Consider the following 16,769-nt stretch of genomic DNA (forward strand, 5'->3'; position numbering starts at 1 on the left):
GGACGGTGATGTTCCAGGACGAGCGACGACGCGTGATCCTCGACGAGCTCACGCAGACGCGCCGCGTGAGCGTGACCGACCTCGCCGCCCGCTTCGCCGTGGCCGGGGAGACGATCCGCCGGGATCTCGACGCCCTCGCCGCCGACGGCGCCCTGACCCGCGTGCACGGTGGCGCCCTCGCCGTCGACTCCGGACCGGTCGAGACGGACCTGCCCACCCGCCGGACGGAACACGTCAGTGCGAAGCAGGCCATCGCCCGAGCCGCCCACGACCTGCTGCCCGCCCCCGGGGGCAGTGTCCTGGTCGATGCCGGGACCACCACCGCAGCTCTCGTCCCGGCCCTCGCGGAGCGCGGGCTCGTGCTGTTCACGCACTCCCCGGAGATCGCCCAGGACCTCGCGGCCGCCGGCGCCCAGGAGGTCCACGTGCTGCCCGGGCGTCTGCGTCCCACCACCCGCGCGGCCGTCGGCTCCGCCACCCTCGCCGCCCTCGGATCGCTGAGGGTCGACCTCGCCCTGGTCGGGGGGAACGGTGTGGACGGTGAGGGGTTCAGCACCCCCGATCCGGAGGAGGCCGCGGTGAAACGGGCCCTGCTGGCGCGGGCCGCTCTGGGGGCCGTCCTGGTCGACGCCTCGAAGATGCACCGCCGCTCCCTCGTGACCTTCGCGGGCTGGACGGCCGTGGACGTGCTGGTCACCGACAACCCGCTCCCGGGCGACCTCGCCGAGGTCGCCGACCGCTCCGGCCTGGAGGTCCTGCTGCCGTGATCCTCACCCTGACCGCCAATCCCTCCCTCGACCGCACCGTCACGCTCGGGTCGGCCCTCGTCCCCGGGCAGGTGCACCGCATCAGCCAGGACGTCACCCAGCCCGGAGGCAAGGGGGTGAACGTCGCCCTGGGCGTGCATCGCGGGGGCGCGGAGGTGACCGCCCTGCTGCCTGCCTCCCCCGAGGATCCCCTCGTGGGCCTGCTCACCGAGGCCGAGCTGCCGTTCCGGCTGTCACCGCTCACGGGCCGGGTGCGCACCAACCTCACCGTCGTCGGGTCCGACGGGGTGACCACGAAGATCAACGAACCGGGCCCGCAGCTGGGTGGTGAGGAGGGCGCCGCGCTGGAGGACCTCGTCTCCGGTGCGCTGTCCGCGGGGGATCTGCTCATGCTGTCGGGTTCCCTCGCCCCGGGTCTGCCGCAGGACCTGTATGCGCGGCTGGTGCACCGGGCTCGGAGCGTCGGCGCGTGGGTCGGTATCGACACCTCCGACGCCGCTCTGGCCCGGGTGGTGGAGCAGCTCGGCACCACCGCCCCGGACATGCTCAAGCCCAATGCCCATGAGCTCGGCCAGATCCTGGGCGTTGACGGTGATGCTCTGGAACGCAGCGCTGCCGCCGGGGATCTCGGACCCGTGCAGCGCGCCGCCACCCGCCTCCATGCACTCGGCGTGCGGGAGGTGCTGGTCACCCTCGGATCCGCCGGTGCCGTGCTGGTGACCGCTGAGGGTGCCTGGTGGGCGCGCACCGCCGACGTCCCCGTCCGTTCGACCGTCGGTGCCGGGGACTCCGCCACCGCCGGGTATCTGCTGGCGCGCTCCCGGGGGTCCGACCCCTCCGAGCGCCTGGCCCTCGCGACCTCGTACGGGGCTGCGGCCGTGACCCTGCAGGGCACGACCATCCCCGATCCCGACCAGGCCGCCGCGCATCCCGCGCAGGTGCAGCCGCTCCCGTCGTCGGCGTTCTGAGCCGGCACCCCCGTTCAGCACCCCGCCCACCGGGCTCCGGCCCCGTCAGAAATGAGGACACCTATGTCGGACCTTCTCACCCCCCAGCTCGTGGAGCTGGACGTCTCCCCCGGCAGCGACACGTCGGCGGTGATCGCTGCCATGGCCGCGCTGATCGGCGCCAGCGGGCGTGCCGATGCCGCCGGGCTGGAGCGCGCGATGCTCGACCGCGAGGCACAGATGCCGACCGGCATGCCCGGGGGTTTCGCGATCCCCCACTGCAAGGCGGACGCGGTGCGGGAGCCGTCGCTCGGCTTCCTGCGGCTGGCCGAGCCCGTGGATTTCGGCGGCCCGGACGGTCCCGCCGACATCATCATCGGGATCTGTGCACCCGACGGCGCCGCCTCCACCCATCTGGACCTGCTCGCACGGCTCGCGCGGTCCCTGGTGCGCCCGGAGTTCCTGGCGGCTCTGCGCGGCGCCGCGTCCCGGGAGGAGGTCGCGCGGCTGGTGATGGAGGCTGTCGAGCCGGAGGGCGGTGCCTCCGGCTCCGTCGCCGCGTCCTCCGACGCCGCCCCTGCGGCCGCAGCTCCTGCAGCGGAGGCCGACCGGGCAGCGATCACCGCCCCCGCGCCGACGGGATCCGCACCCCGAGCGACCGAGGCGACACCCGCCCCCGACCGCACCGACACCACCGTGCCGACCGCGGACAGCAGCCGCACCATTCTGGCGATCACCTCCTGCCCCACGGGCATCGCCCATACCTACATGGCCGCGGAGGCCCTCGAGAACGCGGGCCGCGCCAAGGGTGTCACCGTCCTGGTGGAGCCGCAGGGCTCGGGTGGTTTCACCCCGTTCACGCCGGAGCAGATTCGTGAGGCCGATGCCCTGATCATCGCCGCCGACGTGAACATCACCGGGCGGGAGCGGTTCGCCGGCCTGCCGGTCGTCGAGTCGTCCGTGAAGCGGCCGATATCCGACGGCCCCACGCTGATCGACGAGGCCCTCGCCGCGATCGACGATCCGCGGGCCACCCGGGTGTCGGGGACGGCGGATGCGGCCGCGGCGACGTCGGCATCCGAGACCCGCCCGTCGTGGCCCCGGCGCATCCAGGCGGCCGTGATGACCGGGGTGAGCTACATGATCCCGTTCGTCGCGGCTGGTGGTCTGCTGATCGCCCTCGGATTCCTGCTCGGCGGCTACGACGTGGCGTTCGTCGCGAACCAGGTGGCGCTGGAGAACTCGCTGTGGCAGCTGCCGGGGCAGGTCGCCTATGACGCGAACGGGGTGGAGACGCTGACGGAGAAGTCCGGTCTGCCGCTGTACCTGGGGGCGGTGCTGGTCGCCCTCGGCGGCGCCGGCATGGGCTTCCTGGTCGCCGCCCTTTCTGGGTACATCGCCTTCGGTCTCGCCGGACGGCCGGGCATCGCCCCCGGCTTCATCGGCGGCGCCATCTCCGTGATGGTCGGCGCCGGGTTCATCGGTGGCCTGGTCACTGGTATCCTCGCCGGTCTGATCGCCGCGGCTCTCGCGGGGCTGAAGCCGCCGCGGTGGCTCGCGGGCCTCATGCCGGTGGTGATCATCCCGCTGGTCACCACGCTGGTGGTGGGCGCGGCGATGCTGATGGTGCTGGGTCGGCCCCTGGCGGCGCTGATGACCGGGCTGCAGGAGAGTCTGCAGGGCATGAGCGGATCCAGCGCGATCCTGCTGGGCGTGATCCTGGGCCTCATGATGTGCTTCGACCTGGGCGGCCCGGTGAACAAGGCGGCGTACCTGTTCGCCACCGCCGGCCTGTCCCAGGGCACGGAGGCGTCATTCCAGATCATGGCCGCGGTGATGGCGGCGGGTATGGTGCCGCCGCTGGCGATGGCCCTCTCGACGGTGGTGCGCAAGCACCTGTACACCCCGGTGGAGCGGGAGAACGGCGCCACCGCATGGCTGCTCGGCGCCGCGTTCATCTCCGAGGGTGCGATCCCCTTCGCCGCGGCGGACCCGCTGCGCGTGATCCCCTCGATGATGGCCGGTGGCGCCGTCACCGGTGCGCTGAGCATGGCGATGGGTGTCGGTTCCCAGGCCCCGCACGGCGGCATCTTCGTGGCTTTCGCGATCTCGCCGATCCTCGGGTACGTGGTGGCGATCGTGGTGGGCACCCTCGTCGCGGCGACGCTGGTGACGGTGCTCAAGGAGCTGCGGTTACATCGCCAGCAGGCGCAGCTGGCGACCGCGGGTGATGGGGCGGCGGGCCAGGCCGCCCACAGCAGCGCGGGTGGCGCGACGGCCTGATGCTCGGCCCGAGCACCTGACACGTTCGCCCGATCCTGTCGGCGCGGCGCGGACCCGATCCCCGGGTCCGCGCCGCGATCTCATCGGTCGCCACCGGGGCGGAACAATCGATCCGCCGCGCTCCGTGAACCAGGATCGACCAGTAGCCCAGGCGGGGCTTGAACCCGCGACCAACGGATTATGAGTCCGGTGCTCTAACCGGCTGAGCTACTGGGCCACGTCGGCCAGACGCCGACCGGGCGAGACTAGCACCCACCACCCCGCCTCAGGTCGCATCGGGCCGCCGACCACGAGCTCCACCGCCGCGCCCCACCCGGCCGGCCGTCTCAGGTCTCGTCGCGGCGCAGTGCCCGCCGCCGCACCTGCAGCTCCGCGAGCTGACCCATCAGACGCTGGTACGCCTCGGGGTCGGTACGGGCGTCGGTGCGCTGCAGACGCTGCTTCAGCACGGAGTACTCGCGGGTCACCGCGAGTTCGGTGAGACGGGTCATGAGCGAGGCCCCGAGGCGCGCCAGCGCCGCCTCATCCCGCGCCGGCAGCGGCATGGTCGCGATCTCCACCACCAGCGGTCGCACCGTCTCCCCCGCGATCTCCAGCACCTCCTCGAGGTAGCGGGCGGGCGCGAGGGTTCCCTCGACGGCATCCAGCAGCGTGCCGGCAGCGAGCATCACGTCCCACACCCCCTGCAGAGCGGGCACGTGGAAGGAATCATCGGGCAGGGCCCCAACCACCTCCGCGTCGAGCATCTGCGGCGCCTGCAGCATCACCGCCAGGGACTGGACCTCCACCTGCCCGACGGGGTCGCGGGGGCTCACCACGTCCAGGAGCCGCGGTCCGCGAGCCAGGGGCTGCTCCTCGCCGGGCCTCTCGCCGCCCGCGCCACGCCCGCGGACAGCCTCTTCGCCGGTCGCCGCCGTCCCCTGGCCACCGTGATCTCCGGGTCCGCCTGGCGCACCCTCCTCCGGACGGTGCGCATGGCGCCCCACCTGGGTGGTGCTGCGGGCGGCGTCCTGCACAGCCCGGCGCACCGTCAGCTCGTCCATACCGAGCCACCCCGCCAGACGCCGCGCATACTCCGGGCGCATGGCGCGGTCACGGATCCCCGCCACCACAGGGGCCGCCATCCGCAGACCCGTCACCTGCCCCTCCACGGTCTCGAGGTCCACCTGGTCGAGCACCGAGCGGATCGCGAACTCGAACAGCGGGCGTCGGGTCTCGACCAGTTCCCGCACGGCCTCGTCTCCGCGGACGATGCGCAGCTCGCACGGGTCCATGCCGTGCGGTTCCACCGCGACGAAGGTCTGCGCCACGAACTTCTGGTCCTCCGCGAAGGCCCGCAGAGCGGCCTTCTGGCCGGCGGCGTCCCCGTCGAAGGTGAAGATGACCTCGCCGGACAGGCCCTTGCTCTCCGAGCCGAGCCGCAGGGCCGCGGTGGCGTTGGTGTCCCCCATCACCCGCCGCACGATCTGCACGTGCTCGCTGCCGAAGGCGGTGCCGCAGGTCGCCACGGCCTGCGGCACCCCGGCCAGGTGCGCAGCCATCACGTCGGTGTAACCCTCGACGACGACCACCCGGTGGGCGGCGGCGATCTGTTTGCGCGCCAGGTCCAGCCCGTACAGCACCTGCGACTTGCGATAGATCGGGGTCTCCGGGGTGTTGAGGTACTTCGGGCCCTGGTCGGACTCCAACAGACGCCGCGCCCCGAAGCCGATGGTCTTGCCGGTGATGTCGCGGATCGGCCAGACCAGGCGGCCACGGAACCGGTCGTAGACGCCGCGCTGCCCCTGCGAGACGAGCCCACTGGCCTGCAGCTCGGGTTCGGTGAAGCCGCGCCCGCGCAGGTGTTTCAGCAGGCCGTCCCAGCCTTCGGGCGCCCAGCCGACGCCGAACATCTCCGCGTCCGCTCGGCTGAATCCGCGCTCGGCGAGGAACCGGCGCCCCACCCCGGCCCCCTCGGTCATCAGCTGCTCGCGGAAGAACTCCTCCGCCACGGCGTGGGCGTCGAGCAGCCGCTGCCGGGTGCCGAAGTCGGTGCGCTCCCCCCGCTGGCCTCCGGGAGTCTCCTCGTAGTGCAGCTGCACGCCGTACCGGCCGGCGAGCATCTCCACCGCCTCGACGAAGCTGAGGTGGTCGATCTTCTGCACGAAGGAGATGACATCCCCGCCCTCACCGCAGCCGAAGCAGTGCCAGTGCCCCAGCTGCGGGCGGATGTGGAACGACGGAGTCTTCTCGTCGTGGAAGGGGCACAGGCCCTTCATGGAGCCGATGCCGGCGCTGCGCAGGGTCACGTGCTCGCCGACGATCTCGTCGAGCCGGGCGCGTTCGCGCACCAGGTCGACGTCCTCCCGGCGGATGCGGCCCTGGTTCACAGGTCCACCCCCAGTCCCGGCAGCGGCCGGTCGGCCGCGGTCATGTGGCTGTCCCCGGCCTCATACAGTTCCTCGTGCAGACGGCGGGCGCTGACATCGGTGAAGGACGCGATCTGGTCGATGACCACCCGGCGTCGGGCGTCATCGTCGGCGGCCTGCTCCCACAGCTCGCGGAACAGCGGTGTCAGATGCGAGGGACCGGTGCGCCACAGCGCCGCGTACAGGTCGCGGATGATCTGCTCCTGTTCGGCGTAGACCGGCTGCTGCGCCTCGGCGCTCATCACGTAGGCGGCGGCGAGGCCCTTCAGCACCGCGATCTCGAGACGGGTGGTCTCGGGCAGTAACACCTCGGCGCGATGTCGGCCGCCTTCGACGGCGCCGGGGCGCTCCCCGTGGGCCTCCCGGGTGGCATCGACCGCGGCGTGGGTGAACCGGCCGATGAGCTGGCTGGTCATGTCCTTCAACGCGGCGGAGGAGCGAAGATCCCCGGTGAAGGACAGCACCCACCATGGCTGGGCCTCGAGCCGCGACAACGCCTCGTCGAGTGCGGCCAGGTCGTCGTCGGGCGTGTACCAGTCCTGCACCACGTACAGGGCGGCATGCCGCTCCAGCGGATCGGACAGCCGGCCGAGGTCCAGGGTGCCGCCGGTGACGGCGTCCTCCACGTCGTGCACGGAGTAGGCGATGTCGTCGGCGAGGTCCATGACCTGCGCCTCGAGGCACTTGCGCAGCTCCGGTGCACCCTGCCGGGCCCAGTCGAAGATCGGTCGATCGTCGGCGTAGGCGCCGAACTTCGGACTGGCGGGGTTCGGCCCCTCCCCGCGCGCCCACGGGTATTTGATGCAGGCGTCGAGCACCGCACGGGTGAGGTTCAGCCCGTAGGGGCGGTCGACACCGACGATCTTCGGTTCCAGCCGGGTGAGCAGTCGCAGTGTCTGGGCATTGCCCTCGAAGCCCCCGAACCCGGTGGCGAGGTCGTTCAGCACCCGCTCCCCGTTGTGTCCGAAGGGCGGGTGACCGAGGTCGTGGGAGAGGCAGGCGGCGTCGACCACATCCGGGTCGCAGCCCAGTTCCGCTCCAATGTCCCGCCCCACCTGCGCCACCTCGAGGGAATGGGTCAGGCGGGTGCGGACGAAGTCGTTGGAGCCGGCGCCGAGCACCTGGGTCTTCGCGCCGAGGCGCCGCAGCGCACTGGAGTGCAGGATCCGGGCTCGATCCCGTTGGAACGGGGTGCGGGCCGCGGACTTCGGCGGTTCCGGCGCGTAGCGTTCGATATCCGCTTCGGTGTACGCCGCCGACAGGGCGATGGCACCTGTGGTGGACGGTGCAGGACCGGTGGTGGGGGTGCGCATCTCAGCCTCCCGAGGTGTCCAGCTCGGCTTCGTGCAGACGCTGCTGATGCTCCGCACTGAGCTCCCGGGACTCCATCCAGCCCTCCGGCACCACGGCCCGTTTCGGGGTCCCGGCACGTCCGCGCGGCCCCTCCACCGCCTCCCCCGGGTAGGGCGAGTCGAGGTCGAGCTCCGCGAGCTTCGTGTCCAGATCGGCGAGGGATTCCATGGTGGCCAGGCGGTGCCGCATGCGACCGCCGACCGGGTAGCCCTTGAAGTACCAGGCGACATGTTTGCGCAGGTCCCGCACGCCTCGGCCCTCGTCCTCGAAGAAGTCGACCAGCAGTTCGGCGTGGCGCCGCACGACGGCCGCCACCTCGCCGAGGCTCGGCTGCACACGATCGGGACGGCCGGCGAACCCGGCCGCGAGGTCGGCGAACAGCCACGGGCGGCCCTGGCATCCGCGGCCGACGACGACTCCGTCACATCCGGTCTGCTCGACCATCCGCAGGGCGTCCTCGGCAGACCAGATGTCTCCGTTGCCCAGCACGGGGATGCCGGTGATCAGCTGTTTCAGGTCGGCGATGGCCTCCCACTGGGCGTCCCCGCTGTAGTGCTGCACCACGGTGCGGCCGTGCAGGGCGATGGCCGCGGCCCCGACCTCCTGGGCGATCAGCCCGGCGTCGCGGTAGGTGAGGTGGTCCTCGTCGATGCCCATGCGGGTCTTCACCGTGACGGGCACGTCTCCGGCGGCCTCGACCGCGGCGCGGACGATCCGCGTGAACAGCTCGGTCTTCCATGGCAGCACGCCCCCGCCACCGCGCCGGGTGACCTTCGGAACGGGGCAGCCGAAGTTCAGGTCGATGTGGTCGGCCATGTCGCGTTCGAGGATCATCTCCACGGCGCGGCGGACGGTCGTCGGATCCACCCCGTACAGCTGGACCGATCGCGGGGTCTCCCGTGGCGCCATCCGCAGCAGCCGCCACGATTCGCGGTGGCCCTCGACCAGGGCGCGGGTGGTGACCATCTCGGAGACGAAGAACCCGCCATCATCGTCGCTGTGGAGCGCGCCGAACTCCCGGCAGAGCAGTCGGAACGCCGTGTTGGTGATGCCCGCCATCGGTGCCAGCACCACGGGGGTGTCGACGGTGTGCGGTCCGATGGTGAGCGACCGCCGGGCAGGGGCCGGTCGGTCGGCGTCGGTCCGGGGGGCGGGGGCGGGCAGCGCGGTCATCGTCCGCCGATTGTCCCAGGTTCCGCGGCCCGGCGGCACCGGGTGTGGACCACCTCGCAGGTTCTGCGGGTCGGCGGCGGCTGCGGACCACCTCGCAGTCCCGGCCCGGTCCTGGCAGAGTGGGACGTGACGGCCGCGCGCCCGGGAGCCTCCGGCCGACACCGACCCTGTCAGCCCGCGAGGAGGAGCCATGACCAGCAGCGATGATCGGACCCCCGACGCCCTCCCCCACCCCGCCGCGACGCCGGATCCGTCGCGCACGCCGCTGCGGATCGGCATCCTCGCCACCGCCGGTCACGACGGGGTGTCCGAGCGCGGCGGCACCGTCCGCTCCCAGGGCATCGAGGACGCCCTCACCCTCATCGATCTCGCTGACGAACTCGGCCTCGACGCCGCCTACGTGCGCACCCGTCACCTGCAGGAATGGCTGTCCGCCCCGCTGCCCTTCCTCGCGGCCGCGGCGCAGCGCGCGCTGCGCATCGACCTCGGCACACAGGTCATCCCGCTGCGGTTCGAGAACGCCGCGCGCCTCGCGGAGGACCTCGCCACCACCGATCTCCTCACCGGTGGGCGGCTGCGGATCGGTGTGGCCCCGGGGTATTCCTCCCATGACGGTGTCTATGCCCGCGCCTTCGGCAGTCTCGCCGAGGATCAGCGCACCCACGTCGACCGACTTCTCACCGACCTGCTCAACTTCCTCGACGGTGAGGTGGTGGCGATGGCCGATGAGCACATCGAGGGCGTCGAGCCGGGCACACCGCTGCGGATCCGACCGCAGTCGCCGACGCTGCGCTCCCGTCTCGCCTACGGGGCGGCGAGCATCGAGCGGGCGGAGGATGCCGCTCGGCGCGGTCTGGGCCTGCAGTTGGCGACTCTGCATCCCGACGACGGCTCCGGCCGTTCCCTCGAGGAGATGCAGGTGGAGGTGATCGCCGCCTACCGGGAGGCCCGCCGGGCACACGACGACTCGGACGGCTTCGTCTCGGTGGGTCGCCAGGTGATCCCGGTGGCCGATGAGGCCACACTCGAACTGTTCCCCTCCTTGCCGCCGCGGGAGCGCGCGGCATCGCTGGGCGGGACCGCGGCGGCGCACACCGGCACGGAGATCGGCGGGCGCGCGGCCGTGTTCGGCACCGTCCACCTGGAGGTGGCCGAGACCGTGGCGGAGGCCCTGCTGCAGGACCCGGCAGTCCTCGCGGCCGATGAACTCGTCGTGCATCTGCCGGCGGGCATCCCCCAGGACGCGCAACGCGGCATCGTGCGGGTGCTCGCCGAGCGCGTCGCGCCGATCCTGCGGGAGGCCACCGGCTCCCGCTGACCGGCGGCCCGCTCCGGGGGCCGGCCGACCGTGCCCGCGCAGCACGACGGCCCTGCTCCACCCGAGCAGGGCCGTCGTGTCGGAGCGGCCGGGCCCCGGCTGGCGACTGTCACACCGACCGGCACGGCACCCGGCCACGTCCTTCCCGACCGGTGCGCGATCGGGAGCCCTTACCCGGTGGCTCACGATGACTGCGGTGCGGTGCGCCGCACACCCAGTCTCCCGTGCTGACACGACCCCTTCTCGGGCGCTTGGTCCCGGGAAGGGGTCGTCGTCATGGGGCGGATCGGCGCTCTCGCCCAGCGGTGGCGCGGCTGCGCCGTCGTCGATCAGGCGCCGTGCAGCCGCTCCCGCAGGTAGGAGGCGACCTGCGTGAGCGCCACCCGCTCCTGCTGCATGGTGTCGCGGTCGCGGATCGTGACGGCCTGGTCCTGCGCGGTGTCGAAGTCGACGGTGAGGCAGAACGGGGTGCCGATCTCGTCCTGGCGCCGGTACCGGCGGCCGATCGCCTGGGTGGAGTCGACCTCCACGTTCCATTCGCGGCGCAGCTCACGGGCGAGTTCCTGGGCGCGGGGCACCAGGTCCTCGCTCTTGGACAGCGGCAGCACCGCGGCCTTCACCGGCGCCAGGCGCGGGTCCAGCTTCAGCACGGTGCGCACGTCCACCCCGCCCTTGGTGTTGGGCGCCTCGTCCTCGGCGTAGGCGTCGATGAGGAAGGCCATCATCGACCGGGTGAGACCGAAGCTCGGCTCGATGACATACGGGGTGTAGCGCTCGTTCGCGGCCTGGTCGAAGTACTGCATCTTCGTGCCGGAGGCCTCGGTGTGGCTGGAGAGGTCGAAGTCGGTGCGGTTCGCCACGCCCATCAGCTCGCCCCATTCCGAGCCCTGGAAGCCGAAGCGGTACTCGAGGTCGATGGTGCCTGCGCTGTAGTGCGCGCGCTCCTCCTCCGGAACCTCGAATCGGCGCATGTTGTCGGGGTCGATGCCGAGGTCGACGAACCAGTTCCAGCAGTCCTCGACCCAGGCGCGGAAGTGCTCCTCGGCGTCCTCCGGGCGGGTGAAGTACTCGATCTCCATCTGTTCGAACTCGCGGGTGCGGAAGATGAAGTTGCCCGGGGTGATCTCGTTGCGGAACGCCTTGCCCACCTGACCGATGCCGAACGGCGGCTTCATGCGGGAAGCGTTCACGACGTTGAGGAAGTTGACGAAGATGCCCTGCGCGGTCTCGGGGCGCAGGTAGTGCAACCCGGCCTCGGACTGCACCGGGCCGAGGTAGGTCTTCATCAGACCGCTGAACTGCTGCGGCTCGGTGAACTCACCGCGGGCACCGCAGTTCGGGCACGGCACCTCGGCGAGGCCGCCCTCGGGGGCGCGCCCCTTGCGCTCGGTGAACTCCTCGATGAGGTGGTCCTCACGGAAACGCTGGTGGCACTGCTTGCACTCCACCAGCGGATCGGTGAACGTCGCGACGTGCCCGGAGGCCTCCCACACCTTGGAGGGCAGGATGATCGAGGAGTCGAGGCCGACCATGTCCTCCCGGCCGCGGACGAAGGTGTTCCACCACTCCCGCTTGACGTTCTCCTTCAGCTCGACACCGAGGGGTCCGTAGTCCCACGCGGACCGGGTTCCTCCGTAGATCTCACCGGCCGGGAACACGAAGCCCCGCTTCTTGGCGAGGGCGATGACGTTGTCCAACGTGCTGGCGGGCGGCTTGGCCACGGAGATCTCCTGCGGACGGGGGCGGATGGACGGTGCGCTGCGGGCCGTCGCCACGGCGACTGTCCTGGTCCCCGCGCGCGAGGCCAGCATATCGACGCGCCCCGGCAGGACGTGAGCACGACCACCCGGACCCCGCACCGACTTGCCCCTGACCCGCCCTTCAATGAGAATGACTCTCATGCACTTCTCCCGCCTCACCGACGTCCGTCCCTCCCCCACCCGCGGCGCATCCGTGGGCCCCGACCGCTCCCCCCGTCTCGCTCGGCCCGCCGCCGAGGCGATCCCGCCCCGCGGGATCTCCCGTCGCGCCCTCGTCTCGACCGGCCTGATCGGCGGTGGCGCACTGGCGCTCAGCGCCTGCGGGAGCACGGGCGCGGGCGCCGGGGCCGGCGGGCGTCCGCAGGTCATCACCGGCACCTACGCCCTCACCTACCTGGTGCAGGCCATCGGTGGGGACGCCGTGGAGGTGATCGACCTCGCCGCCGGGGGCGGAGATCCCCACGGGCTCGAACTGTCGATGGCGAAGGTCGCGCAGGTCACGGAGGCTGCCCTGGTCACCGTGATCCCGGGGTACCAGCCCGCTCTCGACGACGCCCTCACGCGCCGCACCGAGGGGCCGGTGCTCGACGTGAGCCAGGTGGTGGAGCTGCTGCCGGCCTCCGCTGCGGAGGAGCACGACCACGGCGACCACGCGCACGGGGAGGAGAGCGCCGCCTCCGATGCAGGGGGCGATCCCTCCGATGACGACCACGCCGACCACGACCATGAGGAGGCTGAGGACCACACGGAGAAGACCGCGGACGAGCACGCGGGAGAGGCCCACACCGAGGGCGACGGCCACGATCACGGCTCCACGGATCCGCACTTCTGGCATGATCCGCAGCGCATGGCGACCCTGGCCGGTGCCCTCGGGGAGCAGCTCGCATCCGTCGCCCCTCAGGCCGCCGCAGCGATCCGTGAGCGCACCGACCGCGTCGTCGCCGATCTCACCGCTCTGGATGAGGAGCTCACCGGCACGTTCAGCGAGGTGGCGGGTCCCAAGCCCTTCGTCACCAGCCACGCCGCCTTCACCTATCTGGCCGAGCGTTACGGTCTTGACCAGATCGGGATCAGCGGCATCGACCCGGAGACCGAACCCAGCCCGCAGCGTCTGCTGGAACTGGAGCGGACGATCACCGAGGAGAACGTGACCACCGTGTTCTTCGAGGCCACCGCCAGTCCGAAGGTCGCCACCACCCTCGCCGAGCGCGTCGGCGTCACCACTGCGCAGCTCGACAACCTGGAGACCCAGCAGTCACCGGAGGCCGACTACCCTGCCGTCATGCGCTCGAACGCCGCCGCCCTCACCCAGAGCTGGGCATGACCCCGTCGCCCGCCCCGGATCCGGCCGTGTCGGCCGTGGTCCCCTCCCCGTCGCCCCTGCCGCCCCGTGCGGAGGTGGTCCTCGAGGTGCGCGATGCGCATCTGGCCTACGGTCCCCGGACGGTGCTCGACGGTGTGTCCGTCGCGGTGCGGCGCGGGGAGATGGTGGGTCTGCTCGGGGCCAACGGGTCGGGGAAGTCGACTCTGTTGCGCGCCCTGGTGGGTGCGCAGGCTCTCGACAGCGGGCAGGCGGAGATCATCGGGACGCCGGTGCGGGACGGACGCGCGCATCGCGTGCTCGGCTATGTTCCGCAGCACACCGCCGACGCCGGGAACATCCCCGCCACGGCCGCGGAGACCGTCGCCACGGGTCTGCTCGGGCCGTCGGCGTGGTTCGCCCGCAGCCGTGATCCGAGGGTCCGGGCGGCCCTGGACCTCGTCGGCCTGTCCGCCTTGGCGCGGCGGCCGATCAGCGAGATGTCCGGTGGTCAGCGTCAGAGGGTGATGCTCGCCCGGGCGCTGGTCAAGCGCCCCGACCTGCTGGTGCTCGACGAGCCCTTCACCGGGGTGGACATCCCGGGGCAGGAGCTCCTCGCCGGCATTCTGCGCGAGCTTGTCGCCGGCGGCACCACCGTCCTGGTGGTGCTGCATGACCTCGGTCCCCTCGCCGACGATCTCAGTCGTGTCGTCGTCCTCGACGCCGGCCGGGTGGTGCATGACGGCGCCCCCGCTGACCGTCCCCTTCTCGACCCCGGGCACGAGCACCCGGTCGATGCCGCCCAGTGTCTGGGACAGGAGCTGCTGCACCCGTGAGCCCCCTTGACCTGCTGACCAGCGACATCATGCGGTTCCCGCTGATCATCGCGATCCTCATCGGCCTCACCGCCCCGATCGTCGGCACCTACCTGGTGCAGAAGCGTCTGTCCCTGCTGGGCGACGGCCTCGGGCACGTGGCCCTCACCGGTATCGCCGTGGGCTGGCTGGTCGCCGCCTGGACCGGCGCCGCACTGCCGCAGACCCTGGCCATCCCGGGGGCACTCATCGCCGCCGTGCTCGGGGCGATCGCGATCGAACTGGTGCGGGAGGTCGGGCACACCAGCCGGGACGTCGCCCTCGCCATCCTGTTCTACGGCGGCATCGCCGGCGGTGTGGTGCTGATCCAGGCCGCGGGAGGCACCTCGCAGAACCTCATGGCCTACCTGTTCGGATCGATCGCCACGGTCAGTTCCGCCGACCTGTGGACCGCGCTGGTGCTCGCGGTGGTGGTGATCGGCGTCGGGGTGGGGTTGCGGCGCATGCTGTTCGCGGTCACCAGTGACGAGGAGTTCGCGCGCGCCGCCGGGCTTCCGGTGCGCGCCCTGAACATTCTGCTGGCGGTGATCGCCGCCCTCACGGTCACCTTGGCCATGCGGGTGGTCGGCGCCCTGATGGTCAGCGCCCTGATGATCGTGCCGGTGGCAGCAGCCCGCACCGTCGTCAGCGGTTTCGCCCGGACGATGCTCACGGCCTCCGTCATCGGCGTGCTGTGCGCCATCGTGGGCCTGGTGATCACCGCGTACGTCGACCTGCCGCCCGGTGGCGTGATCGTACTGCTCGCGATCGCGGTCTATGTCGTGGGGCTGATCGCGGGGACCGCGCTGCCGCGAGCCGCGAGCCGACGCACCGCGCAGTGACCCGGCGGGCCGCGCACTGAGACGACCCGCTGGGCGGTGACGCGGGGAACGTCCGCTCCACCCCAGGGTGCCGCATCCCGTACAGTCCTGAGCATCACCCGATCCCGATCCCGGAGGCTCCCGCCGTGCAGCGCACCACAAAGCAGCGCACCGCCATCCTGGCCGCCCTCGGCCGTCAGGAGGACTTCCGGACCGCTCAGCAGATCCATGAGGATCTGCGCGCGGCCGGGGATCCCGTCGCGCTCGCCACGGTGTACCGCAACCTGCAGGCCCTGGCGTCCGCCGGGGACGTCGACGTGCTGACCACCGACGACGGCGAAGCGATCTATCGGCAGTGCGAGCAGGCTGCGCACCATCATCACCTGGTGTGCCGCGAGTGCGGCCGCACCGTCGAGTTCCAGGCCCCGCAGATGGAGCAGTGGGCCGAACAGATCGCCGCCGAGCACGGGTTCACCGATATCGACCACACGATGGAGGTCTTCGGCCTGTGCCCGGAGCACTCCGCCCGGTGACCGGGTCGTCATGATCGACTGGCTGCGGTCCCTGCCGATCGTCGAGGCGGTCGCGTTTCTCTACGTGGTGGTCCTGGGCCGCGCCGGCGCGACCTACGCCCTGGGGCGCATGGCCCACCGCCTGGCACGACGCGGCCGGATGGCGCAGGTGCTCGACTCCCCCCGGGTCGAAGCAGCGATGGAGCTGGTCGCCCGGCGCGGAGCGCCGGTGGTGGCGCTCAGTTTCCTCACCGTCGGGTTCCAGACCGCCGCGAACGCCGCCGCAGGGATCACCCGCATGCCGTTGCGCCACTACCTGCCCGCCCTGGCCGTCGGCGGCCTCGCGTGGGCGTTGATCTACGCGCTGGTGGGGATCAGCGCGGTGGCGCTGTGGCTGGAGCTGTTCCTGCGCTCACCGTGGGCCGCAGTGGCCGTGCTGGTGGCAGTGGTGGCGCTGCTGATCGCGCTCATCCTTCGGCCTCGGCGTGAGGGCGATCGATCGCCCCTCCGAAACGACGATCCCGCCGCGCGTAATCGGTGATCGCACGCCACAGCACGGTCCGGTCCACATCGGGCCACAGCTCGGGGACGAACACCAGCTCGGCGTAGGCGGCGTGCCAGAGCAGGAAGTTCGAGGTGCGCTGCTCCCCGCTGGTGCGCAGGAACAAGTCGACGTCGGGCATGTCGGGGTCCCCCAGATGTCTGGCGAAGGACGCCTCGGTGATGCCGCGGCCACGGATCCGACCGGCGCGGGCCTGCTCGGCGATCTCCCGCACCGCGTCGACGATCTCCGCCCGGCCCCCATGGTTCACGCACATGTACAGGGTCATGCGGGTGTTGTGGCGGGTGAGTTCCTCGGCCTCCTTCAGCTCGCGGATCACCGAGGACCACAGCCGCTGCTCGCGGCCGATCCACACGATCCGCACCCCCCACGAGTTCAGTGTGTCGCGCTGACGTCGCAGCACCTGGCGGGAGAAGCCCATGAGGAAACGGACCTCATCGGGTGACCGTTTCCAGTTCTCCGTCGAGAACGCGTACGCCGACAGGTGCGTGACTCCGATCTGCAGCGCGCCCGCCACCACATCCAGCAGGGCGGCCTCCCCCGCCTCGTGCCCCGCCGTGCGGGGCAGTCCACGCTGGTTCGCCCACCGGCCGTTGCCGTCCATCACGATCGCCACATGCCGGGGGATCACCGCCGACGGCAGCTGGGGAGGCTGGGCGCCGCTGGGATGTTCGAAGGGCTCGACGACGGCGGGGGGACGGCTCATGGCTC

General features: G+C 71.8%; 14 protein-coding genes and 1 tRNA gene. 9 read left to right on the top strand and 6 right to left on the bottom strand.

Translation table 11 applies throughout. The features are described 5' to 3' along the window. Positions 1-8 precede the first annotated feature (8 nt). From JSY14_RS01465 to JSY14_RS01475, 3 genes are all read left to right on the top strand, one after another. Complete coding sequence (locus JSY14_RS01465; protein WP_259556983.1) at positions 9-767, top strand: DeoR/GlpR family DNA-binding transcription regulator; 759 nt, start codon at positions 9-11, stop codon at positions 765-767. After that, a complete protein-coding gene (locus tag JSY14_RS01470; RefSeq protein ID WP_259556984.1) occupies positions 764-1,735 on the top strand; it encodes a 1-phosphofructokinase family hexose kinase in 972 nt (323 codons plus the stop codon). Before JSY14_RS01465 ends, JSY14_RS01470 begins: the two co-directional genes overlap by 4 nt. 63 nt (positions 1,736-1,798) lie before the next feature. Continuing rightward, the gene (locus JSY14_RS01475; protein WP_259556985.1) at positions 1,799-3,997 is read left to right on the top strand and encodes a PTS fructose transporter subunit IIABC; all 2,199 of its coding nucleotides are present in this window, start codon (positions 1,799-1,801) and stop codon (positions 3,995-3,997) included. 143 nt (positions 3,998-4,140) lie between these two features. Here the strand turns inward: JSY14_RS01475 and JSY14_RS01480 are convergent. The 4 genes from JSY14_RS01480 to dusB form a co-directional block, all read right to left on the bottom strand. Beyond that, positions 4,141-4,214, bottom strand: a tRNA-Ile gene (locus JSY14_RS01480). A gap of 109 nt (positions 4,215-4,323) precedes the next feature. Further along, on the bottom strand, positions 4,324-6,366 hold the full coding sequence (gene dnaG / locus JSY14_RS01485; RefSeq protein WP_259556986.1) for a DNA primase: 2,043 nt from the start codon (positions 6,364-6,366) through the stop codon (positions 4,324-4,326). Further along, positions 6,363-7,718, bottom strand: coding sequence for a deoxyguanosinetriphosphate triphosphohydrolase (locus JSY14_RS01490; protein WP_259556987.1), 1,356 nt, complete (start codon positions 7,716-7,718; stop codon positions 6,363-6,365). The genes dnaG and JSY14_RS01490 overlap by 4 nt, the downstream gene beginning before the upstream one ends. Before the next feature lies 1 nt (position 7,719). Beyond that, a complete protein-coding gene (dusB, locus tag JSY14_RS01495; RefSeq protein WP_259556988.1) occupies positions 7,720-8,931 on the bottom strand; it encodes a tRNA dihydrouridine synthase DusB in 1,212 nt (403 codons plus the stop codon). A 190-nt stretch (positions 8,932-9,121) separates the two neighbouring features. On the opposite strand from dusB, the gene JSY14_RS01500 reads away from it, so the two are divergent. Continuing rightward, positions 9,122-10,249 (top strand): LLM class flavin-dependent oxidoreductase, encoded by a 1,128-nt coding sequence (locus tag JSY14_RS01500; RefSeq protein WP_259556989.1) that lies wholly within the window; start codon positions 9,122-9,124, stop codon positions 10,247-10,249. 329 nt (positions 10,250-10,578) lie between these two features. On the opposite strand, the gene JSY14_RS01505 is transcribed toward JSY14_RS01500, so the two are convergent. Next, positions 10,579-11,970, bottom strand: coding sequence for a glycine--tRNA ligase (locus JSY14_RS01505; RefSeq protein WP_259556990.1), 1,392 nt, complete (start codon positions 11,968-11,970; stop codon positions 10,579-10,581). A gap of 178 nt (positions 11,971-12,148) precedes the next feature. On the opposite strand from JSY14_RS01505, the gene JSY14_RS01510 reads away from it, so the two are divergent. The 5 genes from JSY14_RS01510 (at position 12,149) to JSY14_RS01530 (ending at position 16,037) form a co-directional block, all read left to right on the top strand. Then, positions 12,149-13,333, top strand: a complete 1,185-nt coding sequence (locus tag JSY14_RS01510) for a metal ABC transporter substrate-binding protein (protein WP_259556991.1) — start codon at positions 12,149-12,151, stop codon at positions 13,331-13,333. Then, positions 13,330-14,145 (top strand): metal ABC transporter ATP-binding protein, encoded by an 816-nt coding sequence (locus tag JSY14_RS01515; protein WP_259556992.1) that lies wholly within the window; start codon positions 13,330-13,332, stop codon positions 14,143-14,145. The genes JSY14_RS01510 and JSY14_RS01515 overlap by 4 nt, the downstream gene beginning before the upstream one ends. Further along, entirely contained in the window at positions 14,142-15,005 is an 864-nt protein-coding gene (locus JSY14_RS01520) for a metal ABC transporter permease (RefSeq protein WP_259556993.1), read from the top strand. Before JSY14_RS01515 ends, JSY14_RS01520 begins: the two co-directional genes overlap by 4 nt. Before the next feature lie 125 nt (positions 15,006-15,130). Further along, entirely contained in the window at positions 15,131-15,517 is a 387-nt protein-coding gene (locus JSY14_RS01525) for a Fur family transcriptional regulator (RefSeq protein ID WP_259556994.1), read from the top strand. Positions 15,518-15,527: 10 nt separating this feature from the next. Beyond that, a complete protein-coding gene (locus JSY14_RS01530; RefSeq protein WP_259556995.1) occupies positions 15,528-16,037 on the top strand; it encodes a DedA family protein in 510 nt (169 codons plus the stop codon). On the opposite strand, the gene JSY14_RS01535 is transcribed toward JSY14_RS01530, so the two are convergent. Continuing rightward, positions 15,964-16,764 carry an isoprenyl transferase gene (locus tag JSY14_RS01535; RefSeq protein ID WP_259556996.1) on the bottom strand — a complete coding sequence of 267 codons (801 nt, stop codon included), beginning with the start codon at positions 16,762-16,764 and terminating at the stop codon, positions 15,964-15,966. The genes JSY14_RS01530 and JSY14_RS01535 overlap by 74 nt on opposite strands. Positions 16,765-16,769 lie beyond the last annotated feature (5 nt).

Origin of the sequence: Brachybacterium sillae, from assembly GCF_025028335.1 — a bacterium.
In the GTDB taxonomy this organism is placed as follows: Bacteria; Actinomycetota; Actinomycetes; order Actinomycetales; family Dermabacteraceae; genus Brachybacterium; species Brachybacterium sillae.

Bases quoted from the DNA above. Each gene is read 5' to 3' on its own strand.
- JSY14_RS01465 (WP_259556983.1), top strand. From the start codon at position 9: ATGTTCCAGGACGAGCGACGACGCGTGATCCTCGACGAGCTCACGCAG.
- JSY14_RS01475 (WP_259556985.1), top strand. From the start codon at position 1,799: ATGTCGGACCTTCTCACCCCCCAGCTCGTGGAGCTGGACGTCTCCCCC.
- JSY14_RS01490 (WP_259556987.1), bottom strand. From the start codon at position 7,718: ATGCGCACCCCCACCACCGGTCCTGCACCGTCCACCACAGGTGCCATC.
- dusB (WP_259556988.1), bottom strand. From the start codon at position 8,931: ATGACCGCGCTGCCCGCCCCCGCCCCCCGGACCGACGCCGACCGACCG.
- JSY14_RS01500 (WP_259556989.1), top strand. From the start codon at position 9,122: ATGACCAGCAGCGATGATCGGACCCCCGACGCCCTCCCCCACCCCGCC.
- JSY14_RS01510 (WP_259556991.1), top strand. From the start codon at position 12,149: ATGCACTTCTCCCGCCTCACCGACGTCCGTCCCTCCCCCACCCGCGGC.
- JSY14_RS01515 (WP_259556992.1), top strand. From the start codon at position 13,330: ATGACCCCGTCGCCCGCCCCGGATCCGGCCGTGTCGGCCGTGGTCCCC.
- JSY14_RS01530 (WP_259556995.1), top strand. From the start codon at position 15,528: ATGATCGACTGGCTGCGGTCCCTGCCGATCGTCGAGGCGGTCGCGTTT.
- JSY14_RS01535 (WP_259556996.1), bottom strand. From the start codon at position 16,764: ATGAGCCGTCCCCCCGCCGTCGTCGAGCCCTTCGAACATCCCAGCGGC.